Raw genomic sequence first — 14,918 nt, 5'->3', positions numbered from 1 at the left:
ATACCTGTAAAAAAGTAAAAAATTATGGAATGAAAAAGGGCTGATGGAATTATGATGAATTAAATGGTTTAAAGAATAGTACAAGGAGAAAGCATATGATCGTTTCATGGATGACAACAAACCAGTGTAATCTTAAGTGCAAGCATTGTTACCAGGATGCCGGCAGTAAAAAGGCAGATGAATTAACAACGGAAGAAGCCAAAAGGCTGATCGATGAAATCGCCGGAGCCGGTTTTCACATTATGATATTCAGCGGAGGGGAACCGCTCATGCGCCCGGATATCTATACCCTGGTATCCTATGCAGCCGCTGCGGGCCTTCGGCCTGTTTTTGGCACCAACGGAATGCTGATTACGGAGGAAGCGGCTGAAAATTTAAAGAAGTGTAAAGCTGCAGTCATGGGGATCAGCCTTGACAGCCTGGATGAACAAAAGCATAATCGGTTCAGAGGAGATGAAAATGCATACCGGCTGACTTTAGAAGGAATCAGGAATTGTAAAAAAGCCGGCCTGCCCTTTCAGATACATACCACGATCATGGACTGGAATCAGGAAGAAGTGGAAGATATTATTGATTTCAGCGTGAAATCAGGTGCTGTAGCCAATTACCTGTTTTTCCTGATTCCGGTTGGCAGAGGGAGATATTTAGAAGAAACCTCGCTGAAAGTCATGGAGTACGAAAGGCTTTTGCAGACCATTATGAAGAAGCAGAAGGAGGTTCCCATTGATATCAAACCCACCTGTGCCCCTCAATTTACAAGGGTGGCAAAGGAGATGGAAGTAGATACCCGCTTTACCAGAGGATGTCTGGCCGGACTTTCCTATTGCGTAGTAAGCCCCGTTGGAAAGGTCCGTCCCTGTGCCTATATGGTTGAGGAAGCAGGAGATATCCGCAAAGAACCTTTTGATGAAATATGGAAAAACAGCAGCCTGTTTAAAACCCTGCGCACCCGGGATTATAAGGGGACATGCCGTGACTGCGTTTACGGGAAAGAGTGCGGAGGCTGCCGTGCGCGGGCAGGATATTATAATGGCGGCGATTATATGGCGGAAGACAGCTATTGCGCTTATGGAAAACAATTATGCAAAGAAGGTGCCTTGATAAATTGAAGAAAAAAACCATGGTGTATGCAGTGATGATTTTTATGCTGGTTAATATGCTTGCCGGGTGCGGCAAAAGGACAGGGGAACCGGTTTCCGTGACACCGGAGGGATACTGCTTTACCGATGCCCTTGGACAGGAGGTGACAGTCCGGAAACCAGAGCGTGTGGTGGCTTTGATGGTGAGCTTTGCAGAAGTCTGGTTGTCAGCCGGAGGCAGGCTTGCCGGTGTTACGGACGATGCATTTGATGAAAGAGGGCTGGAACTTTCGGAGGAAACTGTTTCTGTAGGGAAATATAACAGTCCCAATGTAGAAAAAATTATAGCCTTAAACCCGGATCTGGTTCTATTGTCATCAGAAACCAAGGAGCATGCAGCGCTCAAAGAGGTTTTGAAACAGTCGGGCATTACGGCTGCCTATTTTAAAGTGACATATTTTGAAGATTATTTGTCCATGCTTAAAACCTGTACGGAAATAACCGGGAGAAAAGAGATGTATGAAAAAAATGGGTTGTCTGTGAAAACAGAGATTGAGGAAATTCTTTCCGGAGCAAAAGCCAAGGAGCCTCCTTCTGTTTTACTTCTCATTACTTATTCCGGGGGAGCGGTGGCGCAGAATTCCAAGACCATGACAGGAAAAATGTTAAATGATCTTGGTTGTAAAAATATAGCCGACGAGAATCAGAGCCTGTTAAAGGAGTTCAGCATGGAAAGCATCGTAAAAGAAGATCCTGATTATATTTTTGTGATTCCCATGGGAAATGACGATGCTCTTGCCATGAAGAATTTAAAGGAAAGCATTGAAAAGAATCCGGCATGGAATGGCCTTAATGCCGTTAAAAATAACCGTTACATCCTGTTGCCAAAGGAAAAGTTCCTTTATAAACCCAATGGTAAATGGGGAGAAAGCTATCAATACCTTTCGGAGATACTTTATGGGAAGGAATAATAAGGCGCGGCTGCTTATCCTTTTGTCAGTTGCAGGGCTTGCGGTTTCGATTTTTCTGGGATTGTGTCTTGGAACCTGTAACATCCGGCCATCTGTTCTTGTTGCTACCCTGTCTGCAGGAGAGCCTGATGATTTTTTATACCGGATTCTCCTTACGGTACGCCTGCCGAGAGTCACAGCTGCCCTGCTTTCAGGAAGCGCACTTGCAGTATCCGGTGCGATCATTCAGTCCGTGTTAAACAATCCTCTGGCAAGTCCTAATATCATAGGCGTTAATGCAGGAGCCGGACTTTTCGTTCTGCTGGCATCTGCATTTCTTCCGGCAGATCCGCTTTTCCTGCCCTTGTCGGCATTTTCCGGTGCGCTCCTTGCCTGTATGCTGGTTCTTGCCATTACCATGACCGGCAGATTGTCAAGGGTCATGCTGGTTTTAACAGGCTTTGCGGTTAACAGTATTTTTAGTGCAGGAATGAATACGGTTATGATTTTATATCCGGATGCCTACGTAGGTGCAGGAAATTTTCTGGTTGGAGGGCTTTCCTCTGTTACTTCAAATGCTCTTGTCTATCCTTCGGTTTTTATTGCCGCAGGCTTTTTTCTGGCGCTGCTTTGTTCCAAGGGTCTGAACATTTTAAATCTTGGGGCAGACAGCGCAAAAACCCTGGGCATGAATGTAAATGCCTGCCGATGCGTCTATTTGGCCATTGCAGCCATACTTGCAGGTGCGGCCGTCAGCTTTGCCGGGATGATCGGTTTTGTAGGTCTTCTGGTTCCCCATGGGGTGAAATTAATGATCGGCCAGGACAACCGGTTTGTCATCCCTGCAAGCGCTCTGACAGGTGGCATATTCGTAATTTTGTGCGATTTGCTAGCCAGAACCTTATTCCTGCCCTATGAACTGCCGGTGGGTATTTTGATGTCCTTTTTGGGAGGGCCGTTTTTTCTTTATCTGATTCTTAAAAACAGGCGGAAGGAATGATGGAAATTATGATCAGGCTTGAGGAAGTGACTTATTCTTATAACAGGCAGCCGCTGATCCGTGGGATGGACTTAAATTTTGAAAAAGGTAAGATAACCACCATCGTCGGACCCAACGGATGTGGTAAAAGCACGGTGTTAAAGCTTTCTTCCCGGCTTTTGCATCCTGATAAGGGAAAGGTATTTTTAGAGAATAAGGAAATCGGCGGTATGAAACGGAAGGAGTTTGCCAGGAACGTATCCGTGCTGCTTCAAAGCAGCCACGTACCGGATATGGCAGTGGAAGATGCGGTGATGTCAGGAAGATATCCCCACCAGTCTCCGGTCAGTTTCTCTTCTGCCGAGGATAAACGGCTGACGGAATATGCCATGAAAATGACATGCTGCCAGTTTCTTCGAAATAAAAATGTGCGTCAGCTTTCAGGTGGAGAGCGTCAGCGTGTTTTTCTTGCCATGGTGCTGGCTCAGGATACGCCGGTTATTATTCTGGATGAACCCACAACTTATCTTGATATTAATGTTTCCTATGAAATTATGGAGCTTATCAGCAGTTTAAACAGGAAACTTGGAAAAACCATTGTTCTGGTTTTGCATGATCTCAATCTGGCTCTCAATTATTCAGACCGGCTGGCTGTGATGGAAAATGGGAGGGTGGTTGCTTATGAGGAAGCTTCGGACCACAGGGTACATAGCTGTATCAGTGATATCTTTAAGGTGGATATCCGGCGGCTGACGGAAAAGGGGAAGTCGTATTATTATTCCTTTAAAATATAAAATTAAGCTGTAAAATAAAAAAGCGGTTCTGCAATGATAATAATGAACTGACCTCAATAAGTTAGACCAAAAAATCCAACTTATTGGGGTCACATCATAAAAACCATGAAGAATCGCTTTTTTATATATGATCATTTTTTCTATTCCTATATTGATTGGGAGTAAAGCCCATTTTCTTACGAAAAACCTGAGTAAAATAGCTTCCGCTAGAAAAACCTATATCATGCGATAATTCTGTAATACTTAAATCAGTATTATCTAATAGGTATAGACTTTTTTCAATTCTATAGTCTGATATATAGGCACTTATCGTTGCGTTCATATGTTTCTTAAAGAATCGACAGCATTCATTGGTACAAATGTTTATGGTACCGGCAATCTCTTCTAAAGATATCTTACTGCCATAATTATTATGTATATATTCTAATATTTTCTTTAGCCGATTCAGCTCCTTCTCATTATAAGAACATACTGATAATTCATCCTTTGATTTTTCAAAGCAGTCATATAAATTCATCCATATGGAGGTTAAAAGTGTAAGCAGTTTTAATTCATTGATTTCTTTATTTATCAATTGCAAAGTATTAATCTCTGATAAAATTTCCAGGATAGTTCTTGCACCTTGGTCATTGTCTAGCAGCAAAAGGTGAGACAGAGACGGGTTTTTAACGATTTCATCTATATATTTTGTCTTAATACGACTTAATTCAAAGCCATAAATGAGCTTAGGCAGGAATGTGATGGATAAATACTTGCATTCTTGCCTGTTATGCATTTTCCCGCTATGCATCATGTTTTGATTACAGAAAATTCCCTGTCCCTCTTTTAATAGAAGTTCAAAACCATTGATGGTATATAGAATTTCACCTTCTATAATATAGGTAAATTCTATTTCTGGATGCCAATGATCCAGAAAATAACCTTTGTCATATCTGGACAGCACTTCTTTACTGATTAAAATGGGATATTCTTTAGATCCATGCATTTTTAACTCTCTATGTTGATGATCAACCGAAATTTGCATAGGCACCTCAATTTAATGATAAAAACAATCAAAATATGGATATTTTTTTAACATTAATATTATTATAATGGTTTCAAATGATTTGTCAATAAAACATGCATTCTGCGAAATACATTGATAAAAAGTATGGAACATGTATTTCAGAGAATATGAAAATAAGAGGGATGGCAATGGAAAGAAGAAGAATGGAAGACATTGTTGTTAATCGTGAGAAAAGATATTGCCAGAAGCAGGCGATTATCTTTAACTCTTTTAACCAGATAATTACGAATACACTGACAGGCGATATTATGGTACTGTTTCTAACCGATATCCTATTATTAAAGATTGTAAATATCACCTTCATTATATCATTAATACCTTTGGTTGCATTGGTAAGACTCCCTCTGATATTCGTCTTTAGAGGGTGGAGCAAAGTGAAAATGATAGAAATCAGTATTATTGTAAAAGTGATTTTTGTTGTAGTACTATTATCTGTTCCATGGAACTTGCTGGGGGTCTGGAACTATACGGCTTTAATCATTATTTATCAGATATCCACAGAATATGGCGTTGGTATATGTTGGCAGCCCTTAATGAGGGAGATTACTACTATTAGTGACAGAGGTCAGTTCTTTAGCCGTATGCGGTTTGTATTCATGTCACTGAACACAATTTTTGTTTTTCTCCTGGCTTTCTTTGTTGGAGATGTTATGAACAGCATTCAATACAAAGCACTATTGTACGTATCATTATTTGGCCTTACATTACAGTTTTATGCAATCAGAAAAATAAGCGGGAAACAGAATATTATAAATAATAATAATGGTAATAAAATAAGCAGGCCATTCTTGCAGCAGATAAGTGATAATAAGAAAATATTATGGGCGCTTATTTTAGACTTGTTATTTCTGTGCATTGGATTTACGCTGAATGTGGTTTATCTTAAAACAGTGCTGGGATATTCCTCAAAGCTGGTATCACTATATATAACATTATATAATTTAGGTGGAACATTATTGCTTCCGTTAATGGGCCGGGTTCTAGATAGGAATTTACAAAAGGGAAGCAGATACATATGCAGGCTGTATTTAATATATATGGTGGTTTTAATCATGCTCCCTGTAAATCTTTCGGGCAGTATAATCAATGTTGTTTTTATTACCATATTTTCACTGCTAAGTGGAGTAATTGCATCTGGTGTATATCTTATGATGACAATTCTACAGCACAGCCTTGTGAAAACAGAAGATTCTTTTTTGGTTCTTAACTTATATCAGATTATTATTTTTGCCGCTGCATTTGTTTCTACGAATGTGTTTGGAAGCATTATAAATTATGCGAGGCACGACAGGATTTCTATGACCTTTTTATTTTCGTTGGACATATTCAAATGTGTTTATGTATTCCTGATATTGAGTTCCGTAGGAATTGTGAAGATGGTATTTCATAAAATGTATGAATCTTAGGGATTCGTTTCCCGTGATGTATCAAAGTTTGTATGCCAAGGAGAATGGGGAATTACATTGGCTAAATTGGATCTGCCGAATTATAGAAAGCAGAAAAACATGCACTTTGAAAGTGAGGCTTGACCGCCTTCCGTTAAAAGTGCATGTTTTATTGACAGTTTTTCCGATAATTGCTTGCTGAAATTCCGTAATACTGCTTAAAGGCATAGGAAAAATGCTGGACAGATGAATAATTGAGCCGGTCGGCAATTTCTGAAATGTTTAAGCCGGTGTCGTTTAGATAAATTTTTGCCATGGACATCTTTGCCTCAGTCTTTTTCTGAAGAAATGTCTTACCATAGTATTCTTTTAAAAATCGTTCTGTCTGCCGGATGCTTAAGCCAAGGCGTGCGGCCAGGTTTTCTAAAGTAAGGGTCTCATATTCATAAAGAAAACTTTCTTCAACAATGATATATTTGCTGTCCACTAAATTGGACGGAGAAAAATGTACCTTTGACTGCCGCATGTTTTCATAATTGCGGACAATCTTCACCACACACTGCTGAAGCAGAGTTTCTACCTGAATCATATAACCGGTATACCGGTGCTCCAGTTCAAAGAAAATCTGCTGCATCAGCGGATATAACTCCTGGGTATCCTGACCGAACCAGAAATGGGTATGCTGGAATTTATATGCCACGGTTTCTGTTCCCAGATTCCCGGCACCGGAACTCTGGAGCTTGAAATAGATGCAATACTCTGTCATTGGATCATTTTTAATAGGGATCTGTTCATGCTCCACATGGGGACCGGTCATGTAAAGGGTATTAGGGGTAATATCGTAAACCTGGTCATCAATATAGACAGTTCCATGACCATAGGGAATGTAATGGATCTCGTAGCTGTTGTTCCCATGGCTGTGCCTGGGCATGGAACGTAGAAAGCGCTCGAACACAATGTTCAGAACAAGGAATGTTGTATCATTAATAGTAATCTTAATATTCAGATCAGTATATACCGTTCTCATAGCGTACCTCCTGTTTTCCGTTGCTATCACCAGTTTACCAAGAGAGGAGACCTAAGTCAAGATGTTCGAAAACACGACATTATCAGCCTTGGGTTGTCTCATAAGGCACTAATTATTTGGGGAAATATCTTTATAATTAAAGTCAGAACAAAAAAACCATCACATTTAAGGAGGAAGTACAATGGCATTAGTTACGTCGAGGCAGATGCTGCTGGATGCACAGAAGGGTGGATACGCAGTAGGAGCATTTAATGTGGAAAATATGGAGATGGTAAAGGCGGTCATTGCCGCAGCTGAGGAGCTGCAGGCTCCGGTGATCCTTCAGACCACACCGTCTACTGTAAAGTATGGAACCTTAAAAACATATCAGGCCCTGGTAGCTGCGGAGGCTGAAAAGGCCGGTATTCCGGTATGTCTCCATCTGGATCATGGAAGCAGCTTTGAGCTTGCGGTGCGGGCCATCCAGGCAGGTTATACATCGGTCATGATCGACGGCTCCCATGAGGACTTTGAACAGAATATCGCCCTTACTAAAAAGGTGGCAGAGGTTGCAAAAGCCTGCGGTGTTACGGTGGAAGCGGAGCTGGGTAAGGTGGGCGGAAAGGAAGATGATCTGGAAGCCGAGGGAGATACGAATACCGACCCGGCAGAGGCCAGGGAGTTCGTTGAACGCACGGGGGTGGATTCATTGGCAATAGCCATTGGAACGGCCCATGGATTCTATGCAGATACGCCTGTTCTGGACAAAGAAAGAGTTTCGGAGGTCAGGTCGCTGGTTTCAATCCCCCTGGTACTTCATGGTGCGTCAGGCTTAAGAGACGAGGATATCCGGGAGTGCGTGCAGAGAGGTATGTGCAAGGTGAATTTTGCAACAGAACTGAGAGTTGCCTACACAGATGCAGGAAAGAAGCTGATTGCAGAAAATCCGGATATGTTTGATCCCAAAAAACTGGGAGGCGTTGGAATGGAGGCTGTAAAGGAACTTGTAAAAAACCGCATCCTGGTATGCGGATGCGACCATAAGGCAAAATAGAAACAGGACGGAGAATGATATGGGACCATATTTATTGGGAATCGATATCGGTACAAGCGCCTGCAAGGTGGCTCTTTTTGACCAGGGAGGAAATGTTATTTCCTCTGCCAGCGAAGAATATGAGGTTTATTATCCAAAGCCAGGTTGGGCGGAGCAGAACCCGGAGGACTGGTGGACAGGGATTTGCCGCGGGATAAAAGGGGTATTGGAACAATCCAAAATCCCGGCAGGGCAAATTGCCGGAATCGGAATCGACGGGCAGAGCTGGGCGGCAGTAGCGGTTGACCGGGAAGGAAATGTTCTGGCTGATACGCCAATCTGGATGGATACCAGAGCAAACGATATCTGCAAGGAATTAAATGACAGGGTGGGAGAAAAAAGAATCTTTGAAATTTCCGGCAATTCTCTTCAGCCATCCTATACCACAGCTAAAATCATCTGGTATCAGAGAAATCTTCCTCAGGTGTATGAGCATACATATAAAATTCTCCAGTCTAACAGCTACATCGCATGTAAGCTGACTGGAAAAATGACGCAGGATGTCTCTCAGGGATACGGACTGCATTGCTTTGATATGCATACAGGTACCTGGAATCAGGAAATGTGTGAAGCGCTGGGTATCCCGGAAGGGATCCTGCCCGAGATCTATTCCTGCCATGAAGTGATCGGAACAGTGACTGACCATGCAGCGGCACAATCCGGCCTTGCTGCCGGGACTCCTGTCGTGGCCGGGGGTCTTGATGCTGCCTGCGGAACCCTTGGCGCCGGTGTGATCCATTCGGGAGAAACACAGGAACAGGGCGGGCAGGCAGGCGGAATGAGCATTTGTATGGATCAATATAAGGCAGATATGCGGCTGATTCTTGGTTACCATGTAATTCCCGGCCTGTGGCTGCTTCAGGGCGGTACAACAGGCGGCGGCGGAGTGATGCGCTGGCTGGAGCGGGAATTGGCTGATTATGAGAGAGAAGAAGGCAGGCGCTGCGGCAGAAGCTCATTGGATTTGTTTAATGATCTGGCGCAGGAAACTGCTCCGGGAAGTGATGGATTGATCTTTCTGCCTTATATGGCAGGTGAGCGCTCTCCTATCTGGAACCCAAAGGCAAAGGGTGTTTATTATGGCCTGGATTTCAGCAAGACAAAAGGGCATTTAATCCGTGCAGCCATGGAAGGCGTTGCCATGTCCTTAAAGCATAATCTGGAGGTTGCCGAGCATGCAGGCGCTAAGGTGAGTGTACTCCGGGCAATGGGAGGTTCTGCAAATTCCCTTTTATGGACACAAATCAAGTCGGATGTGACGGGAAAGCCCATTGCAGTTCCTTCTTCCGATACCGCCACCACCCTTGGCGCTGCCATTCTGGCTGGCGTAGGAGTAGGCGTCTATGGGAATTTTGAAGATGCGGTAAAGATAACAGTTAAAAATAAGCGCTACCATGTACCAAATCAGGACAATCGGGAGGTATATGACCGGAATTACCGGAATTATCTGGACATATACGATTCCTTACAGACAATTATGGAAAAGTAGGAGGATGAAAATGAAAGCGGCAGTAGTTTGTGCAAATGAAAATGTGAAATATCAGGATTATGAGGAACCGGTGGCAGGACCGGGACTGGTAAAAGTGAAAGTGAAAGCATCCGGCATATGCGGTTCTGATATACCCAGAGTACTGCATCATGGAGTCCACTATTATCCCATCGTGCTGGGACATGAATTTTCCGGTGATGTGGTGGAAGTAGGAGAGGGCGTTAAGAAAATTAAGGTCGGTGACAGAGTATCCGGAGCACCGTTGCTTCCCTGTATGAAATGTGATGATTGTCAGAATGGAAACTTTTCCCTTTGCAAGCATTACAGCTTTATCGGTTCCAGACAGCAGGGAAGTAATGCGGATTACGTCGTATTACCGGAGCAGAACGCGGTTGTGTTTGATAAGAGCATTTCCTATGAGCAGGGCGCCATGTTTGAACCATCTACTGTTGCCCTTCATGGGATTTTCCAGAATGAGTATAAGGGCGGTGAGTATGTTGCTGTTTTAGGCGGCGGAACCATAGGCATGTTTACGATGCAGTGGGCTAAAATATTTGGTTCCAGAAAAGTGGTGGTATTTGATATCAGCCATGAGCGTCTGGAGCTTGCAAAAAGGCTGGGATCCGATGAAACCGTCAACACCACAGAAGATGGCTATATGGAAAAGGCCATGGCTATCACTGATGGGAAAGGGTTTTCTTACGTATTTGAGACAGCCGGACAGATTCCCACCATGCATATGGGCTTTGAGCTGGCGGCTAATAAAGCCCATGTGTGCTTTGTAGGCACTCCCCACGAGGAACTTGAGTTTACTCCGGCCATGTGGGAAAATATGAACCGGAAGGAATTTTATCTGACCGGTTCCTGGATGTCATACAGTTCCCCATTCCCTGGAAAAGAGTGGAGCCTGACTGCACACTACTTTGCGACTGGACAGCTTAAGTTCGATCCGGGTTTTATCTATAAAAAGGTTCCCATGAGCCAGGCACAGGAGGCCTTCCAGATGTTCAAGTTACCAGGCCAGGTCAAGGGAAAAGTGCTGCTGGTAAATGAAGAATAGGAGGCAGCCATGATACTGACGGTGACACTGAATGCAGCAATTGATAAACGCTATGTAGTGGATGGGTTTTGCATAGGAGAAGTAAACCGGGTAAAGGAATGTACTTATACTCCGGGCGGAAAAGGACTGAATGTTTCCAAGCCGGCTGCCATTGCCGGTGCCCAAGTGGTTGCTACCGGTTTTATCGGCGGCCATGCGGGAAGCTATATTGAGGATTCATTAAAGCCATTTGGGATTAAAAGTGCATTCTGTCATTTAAAGGAGGAAAGCCGTTCCTGCATTAATATCTGGGATGAGAAAAATAAAATCCAGACTGAATTTCTGGAGCCGGGTTTTACAGTTTCAATGGAAGATTTCTGGCGGTTTACTGGGCAGTTTGAAGAATTGGCCAGACAGGCAGAGGTGGTGGCTATATCTGGAAGCGTTCCAAAAGGTCTTAATGGAACTGCATACCAGCGCCTGATAAAGATTGGAAAAGACCTTGGAAAAAAGGTGATACTGGATACCAGCGGATCGCTTCTTGAGATGGGGATAGAGGCCCGGCCAACCATGATTAAGCCAAATTTGGACGAAATCCGGATGCTGACCGGAAAGTCCTGTGACAGTCTGGAGGAGATGATCAGGGCAGCCGGTGAGATCCATAGGCGTGGAGTGGAAATCGTGGCGGTTTCTCTTGGAAAAGACGGATCCTTCGTTGTTTGTGATACGGGAGTTTACCGGGCTACAGTGCCAAAGATCCATGCGGTTAATACGGTGGGGTGCGGGGATTCAATGATTGCCGGTTTTGCCCTGGGGCTCAGCCAGGGCCTGCCTGTGGAAGATATCCTTAGAAAAGCCAGCGCTATTTCAGCAGCCGCAGCATTAAGGGAAGAAACCGGATATTACAGACTTGAGGATATGGAACGGCTGCTGCCGGAGATTGAAGTATGCAGGATCGGGGGATGCAATGAACTGTCAATTGGAGAATGACGATTTATGCGTGGAATTTACAACAAAAGGCGGAGGTTTGACCTCAATCAGGGACAAGAGTGGACGGGAATATTTATGGCAGGGAGACTCCCGGTATTGGAGCGGCCAGGCGCCTGTGCTGTTTCCCATATGCGGAAGTCTGAGAGAAGACCAGGCAGTGACGGAAGATGGAACGCCGGTTCACATGCCAAGGCATGGCATTGTACGGAAGGAAGAATTTAAACTGGAATTCATTTTCAAAGACAAAATTTGTTTCTCCATTGAGGAAAATGAGTCTATGCTTGCTCAGTATCCCTATCAATTCCGTCTGTCCATCACTTATACGCTGAAGGAAAAGCAGATACAGGTAACCTATGGGATCTTGAACAGGGATACTGCGAATATGCCGTTTTTTATAGGCGGTCATCCTGCATTTAATTGTCCCCTGGACAGCGGTGAGGATTATTCCGACTATAAGATTGTTTTTGAACGGGAGGAAAATTGTACGGTTCCTGCTCCTGTGACAGAGACAGGACTGATCGACATGGGAAAAAGAACGGCCATGCTGGAAGGCAGTAATACATTACGCTTAAATCACGACCTGTTTAAAGAGGATGCAATGATTTTTGATCAGTTAAAATCCCGGAAAATACAGTACATCCACAGGCAGGGGCATAAAGGAATCCAATTGGAGTTTCCACAGTTTCCGTATCTGATTCTGTGGTCCTCGAACAACAACGGACCTTTTATTGCTATGGAGCCATGGTCCGGTCTTTCCACCTGCAGTGATGAAGACGATGTATTGGAGCACAAGAGAAATGTATTGATTGCAGAACCAGGGCATTTAGAAGAGTTAAGTTATACCATAACGATTTTATAATAAACAAGAAAAAATGAAGAGGAGAAGAAACAGATGGGAGAATTTATTAATCCGGCAGATGTGCCGAAAGTAACACTGTATACGGGAGAGCAGATTCCCTGTGTTGGAATGGGAACCTTTGGTTCTGACCGTTTTACCCCGGAGCAGGTGTCCTCTGCTGTTGCAGGGGCAATCCGCTGCGGATACCGGATGTTTGACTGTGCCGCCTGCTACGGCAATGAGGACCAGATCGGAAAGGTATTCCAGGATGCGTTTGAGGAAGGCGTGGTGGATAGAAAAGAACTGTTTATCATGACAAAGGTGTGGAATGATATGCATGAGCGGGTAGAGGAATCCTGCATAAAGAGCATTTTAGACTTGCAGTGCGGCTATATGGACCTGTTCTTTATCCATTGGCCGTTTCCAAACTATCATGCCCCTCATTGTGATGCAGATTCCCGCAATCCGGATTCCAGACCCTTCAGCACAGAGGAATTCATCCGTACATACAGACAGTGTGAGGCTCTTGTAGAAAAAGGACTTATCCGCAACATTGGCATTTCCAATATGACCATACCGAAGCTGGAGGCAGTTTTGCCGTTGATGAAGGTCATGCCCGCCGCCTGTGAAATGGAACTTCATCCCTGCTTCCAGCAGAAGGAGCTGTTTGATTATCTTGTGGCACATAAGATTCAGCCTGTAGGCTTCATGCCCCTTGGTTCGCCTCAGCGTCCGGAACGGGATATGTGCCAGGAAGATATTGCAGACTTACAGCAGCCTGAGATGAAGAAAATCGCAGAGGCTCACGGATGCCATCCGGCCCTTATTGCACTCAAATGGGCCAGACAGAGAGGGCAGATCCCCATTCCATTTTCCATTTATGAAGCAGAGTATGTCAGCAACTTAAGAGCCATGACAGAAGATCCGCTTACAGAGGATGAGATGAAAACAATTGCAACCCTGGAGCGCAATAACCGGTTGGTAAAAGGGCAGGTGTTCCTCTGGGAAGGAGCATCAGACTGGCATGACCTGTGGGATGAGGATGGCTACATCATAAAATAGGGAAAAGAAAGAGGAGCTGCCGGAGAGGAAGCTTCTCTTTCTTTTTGTGAGCCGTGGGGAGCATGTAATTTTGATACTGTTCTTTTTGCCGTAGATTATGTATAATGAAAAGGAAAAAGAGCGAAACGTTTCGCGGTCAGGAAAGGAAGACTATGGGCGCAACAATAAGAGACATTCAAAAGCTGACAGGGCTGTCATTGGCTACGATTTCCAAATATTTAAATGGCGGCAATGTCCTGCCGGAAAACAGGGCGGCAATCGGCAGGGCAATAGAGGAACTCCATTACGAAGTCAATGAAGTTGCCCGGGGCCTAAAAACAAGGCAGACCAGGATCGTAGGAGTCCTGCTCCATGATTTGAAAAATATTTTTGCAGGAACCATCATATCCCGGATGGAAGACATTCTTCGACAGCACGGATATGGGATGTTTCTTTGTGACTGCCGTGGAAATCCGGAATTAGAGGCGGAAGAGATACAGTTTCTCCTGGGCAAACAGGTGGATGGAATTATCACTTTTCCCACGTCTGAAAATTCCGGTTATTTAAAACCTGCCAGGGAACGGGGGATTCCTATTGTACTGATTGACCGGATTTTCGAAGATCAGGAATTTGACAGCGTGATTGTTGACAATGAAACGGCATCAAGGCTGGCGGTGGAGAAGCTGCTGGCATATGGACACCGCCGGATCGGAATGATCTGCGGGGATGAGCATTATTATACGGCCAGAAAGCGGCTTTATGGTTTTTGCGGTGCAATGGATGAACCAGGGGCAGAAGCCTGCATCCTGAAGGGAGAATTGACTGTTGGGCACGGGTATGAAGCCATGAAAAAAATGTTAAACATGAAAGAACGGCCGACAGCAGTGTTTTTAAGTAATTATGAGATTACACTTGGGGCCGTGATTGCTATGAATGAACAGAATGTTTCTTTTCCAAAGGAAATTTCCGTAATCGGGTTTGACAATATGATGCTGGCTCAGGTGGTGAAGCCTAAGCTTTGGATGATCACACAGCCCATGGAACAAATTGCTGTGAGGGCAGCTGAGATTATGATGGAACGGTTAAAGAACGGCAACTGCCGGGAACCACAGGTGGAAATACTCCAGACCATGCTGTCAGAGGGAGAGTCCATAGGAAGGATTGTTTGA

Annotated in this window: 14 protein-coding genes; 12 read left to right on the top strand and 2 right to left on the bottom strand. The window is 44.2% G+C overall.

From position 1 onward, the window contains the following. Nucleotides 1–95: 95 nt before the first annotated feature. The 4 genes from nirJ2 to AC27IJ_RS18530 are packed head-to-tail and all read left to right on the top strand — an operon-like array spanning nucleotide 96 to nucleotide 3,802. Nucleotides 96–1,109 (top strand): putative heme d1 biosynthesis radical SAM protein NirJ2, encoded by a 1,014-nt coding sequence (gene nirJ2 / locus AC27IJ_RS18545; RefSeq protein WP_487150132.1) that lies wholly within the window; start codon nucleotides 96–98, stop codon nucleotides 1,107–1,109. Next, a complete protein-coding gene (locus AC27IJ_RS18540; RefSeq protein WP_487150130.1) occupies nucleotides 1,106–2,050 on the top strand; it encodes an ABC transporter substrate-binding protein in 945 nt (314 codons plus the stop codon). The genes nirJ2 and AC27IJ_RS18540 overlap by 4 nt, the downstream gene beginning before the upstream one ends. Then, a complete protein-coding gene (locus AC27IJ_RS18535; protein ID WP_487150128.1) occupies nucleotides 2,037–3,029 on the top strand; it encodes a FecCD family ABC transporter permease in 993 nt (330 codons plus the stop codon). Before AC27IJ_RS18540 ends, AC27IJ_RS18535 begins: the two co-directional genes overlap by 14 nt. Continuing rightward, entirely contained in the window at nucleotides 3,026–3,802 is a 777-nt protein-coding gene (locus AC27IJ_RS18530; protein WP_487150126.1) for an ABC transporter ATP-binding protein, read from the top strand. The genes AC27IJ_RS18535 and AC27IJ_RS18530 overlap by 4 nt, the downstream gene beginning before the upstream one ends. A 121-nt stretch (nucleotides 3,803–3,923) precedes the next feature. On the opposite strand, the gene AC27IJ_RS18525 is transcribed toward AC27IJ_RS18530, so the two are convergent. After that, on the bottom strand, nucleotides 3,924–4,826 hold the full coding sequence (locus AC27IJ_RS18525) for an AraC family transcriptional regulator (protein WP_487150124.1): 903 nt from the start codon (nucleotides 4,824–4,826) through the stop codon (nucleotides 3,924–3,926). A gap of 170 nt (nucleotides 4,827–4,996) precedes the next feature. Here AC27IJ_RS18525 and AC27IJ_RS18520 point away from each other — a divergent pair, with 170 nt between their 5' ends. Beyond that, entirely contained in the window at nucleotides 4,997–6,274 is a 1,278-nt protein-coding gene (locus tag AC27IJ_RS18520; RefSeq protein WP_487150122.1) for an MFS transporter, read from the top strand. A gap of 148 nt (nucleotides 6,275–6,422) precedes the next feature. On the opposite strand, the gene AC27IJ_RS18515 is transcribed toward AC27IJ_RS18520, so the two are convergent. Continuing rightward, entirely contained in the window at nucleotides 6,423–7,280 is an 858-nt protein-coding gene (locus AC27IJ_RS18515; RefSeq protein WP_487150120.1) for an AraC family transcriptional regulator, read from the bottom strand. A 181-nt stretch (nucleotides 7,281–7,461) separates the two neighbouring features. Between AC27IJ_RS18515 and AC27IJ_RS18510 the strand changes: the two genes are divergently transcribed. The 7 genes from AC27IJ_RS18510 to AC27IJ_RS18480 all read left to right on the top strand — a co-directional run bounded on the left by AC27IJ_RS18510 (nucleotide 7,462) and on the right by AC27IJ_RS18480 (nucleotide 14,918). Beyond that, a complete protein-coding gene (locus tag AC27IJ_RS18510; RefSeq protein WP_312504047.1) occupies nucleotides 7,462–8,313 on the top strand; it encodes a class II fructose-bisphosphate aldolase in 852 nt (283 codons plus the stop codon). Nucleotides 8,314–8,332: 19 nt separating this feature from the next. Continuing rightward, on the top strand, nucleotides 8,333–9,841 hold the full coding sequence (locus AC27IJ_RS18505; protein ID WP_312448349.1) for a xylulokinase: 1,509 nt from the start codon (nucleotides 8,333–8,335) through the stop codon (nucleotides 9,839–9,841). A 10-nt stretch (nucleotides 9,842–9,851) separates the two neighbouring features. Continuing rightward, on the top strand, nucleotides 9,852–10,901 hold the full coding sequence (locus AC27IJ_RS18500) for a galactitol-1-phosphate 5-dehydrogenase (protein WP_487150118.1): 1,050 nt from the start codon (nucleotides 9,852–9,854) through the stop codon (nucleotides 10,899–10,901). A gap of 9 nt (nucleotides 10,902–10,910) precedes the next feature. Continuing rightward, nucleotides 10,911–11,870, top strand: a complete 960-nt coding sequence (pfkB, locus tag AC27IJ_RS18495; protein WP_487150116.1) for a 1-phosphofructokinase — start codon at nucleotides 10,911–10,913, stop codon at nucleotides 11,868–11,870. Further along, nucleotides 11,848–12,729 carry an aldose 1-epimerase family protein gene (locus AC27IJ_RS18490; protein ID WP_487150114.1) on the top strand — a complete coding sequence of 294 codons (882 nt, stop codon included), beginning with the start codon at nucleotides 11,848–11,850 and terminating at the stop codon, nucleotides 12,727–12,729. Before pfkB ends, AC27IJ_RS18490 begins: the two co-directional genes overlap by 23 nt. 33 nt (nucleotides 12,730–12,762) lie before the next feature. After that, nucleotides 12,763–13,770: an aldo/keto reductase gene (locus AC27IJ_RS18485; protein WP_312504051.1), complete on the top strand. Its 1,008-nt coding sequence runs from the start codon at nucleotides 12,763–12,765 to the stop codon at nucleotides 13,768–13,770. A 152-nt stretch (nucleotides 13,771–13,922) separates the two neighbouring features. Then, entirely contained in the window at nucleotides 13,923–14,918 is a 996-nt protein-coding gene (locus AC27IJ_RS18480; protein WP_312504053.1) for a LacI family DNA-binding transcriptional regulator, read from the top strand.

The organism is Lacrimispora sp. YZC11 (assembly GCF_057543815.1).
This window is presented reverse-complemented; position numbering and strand designations above follow the sequence as displayed.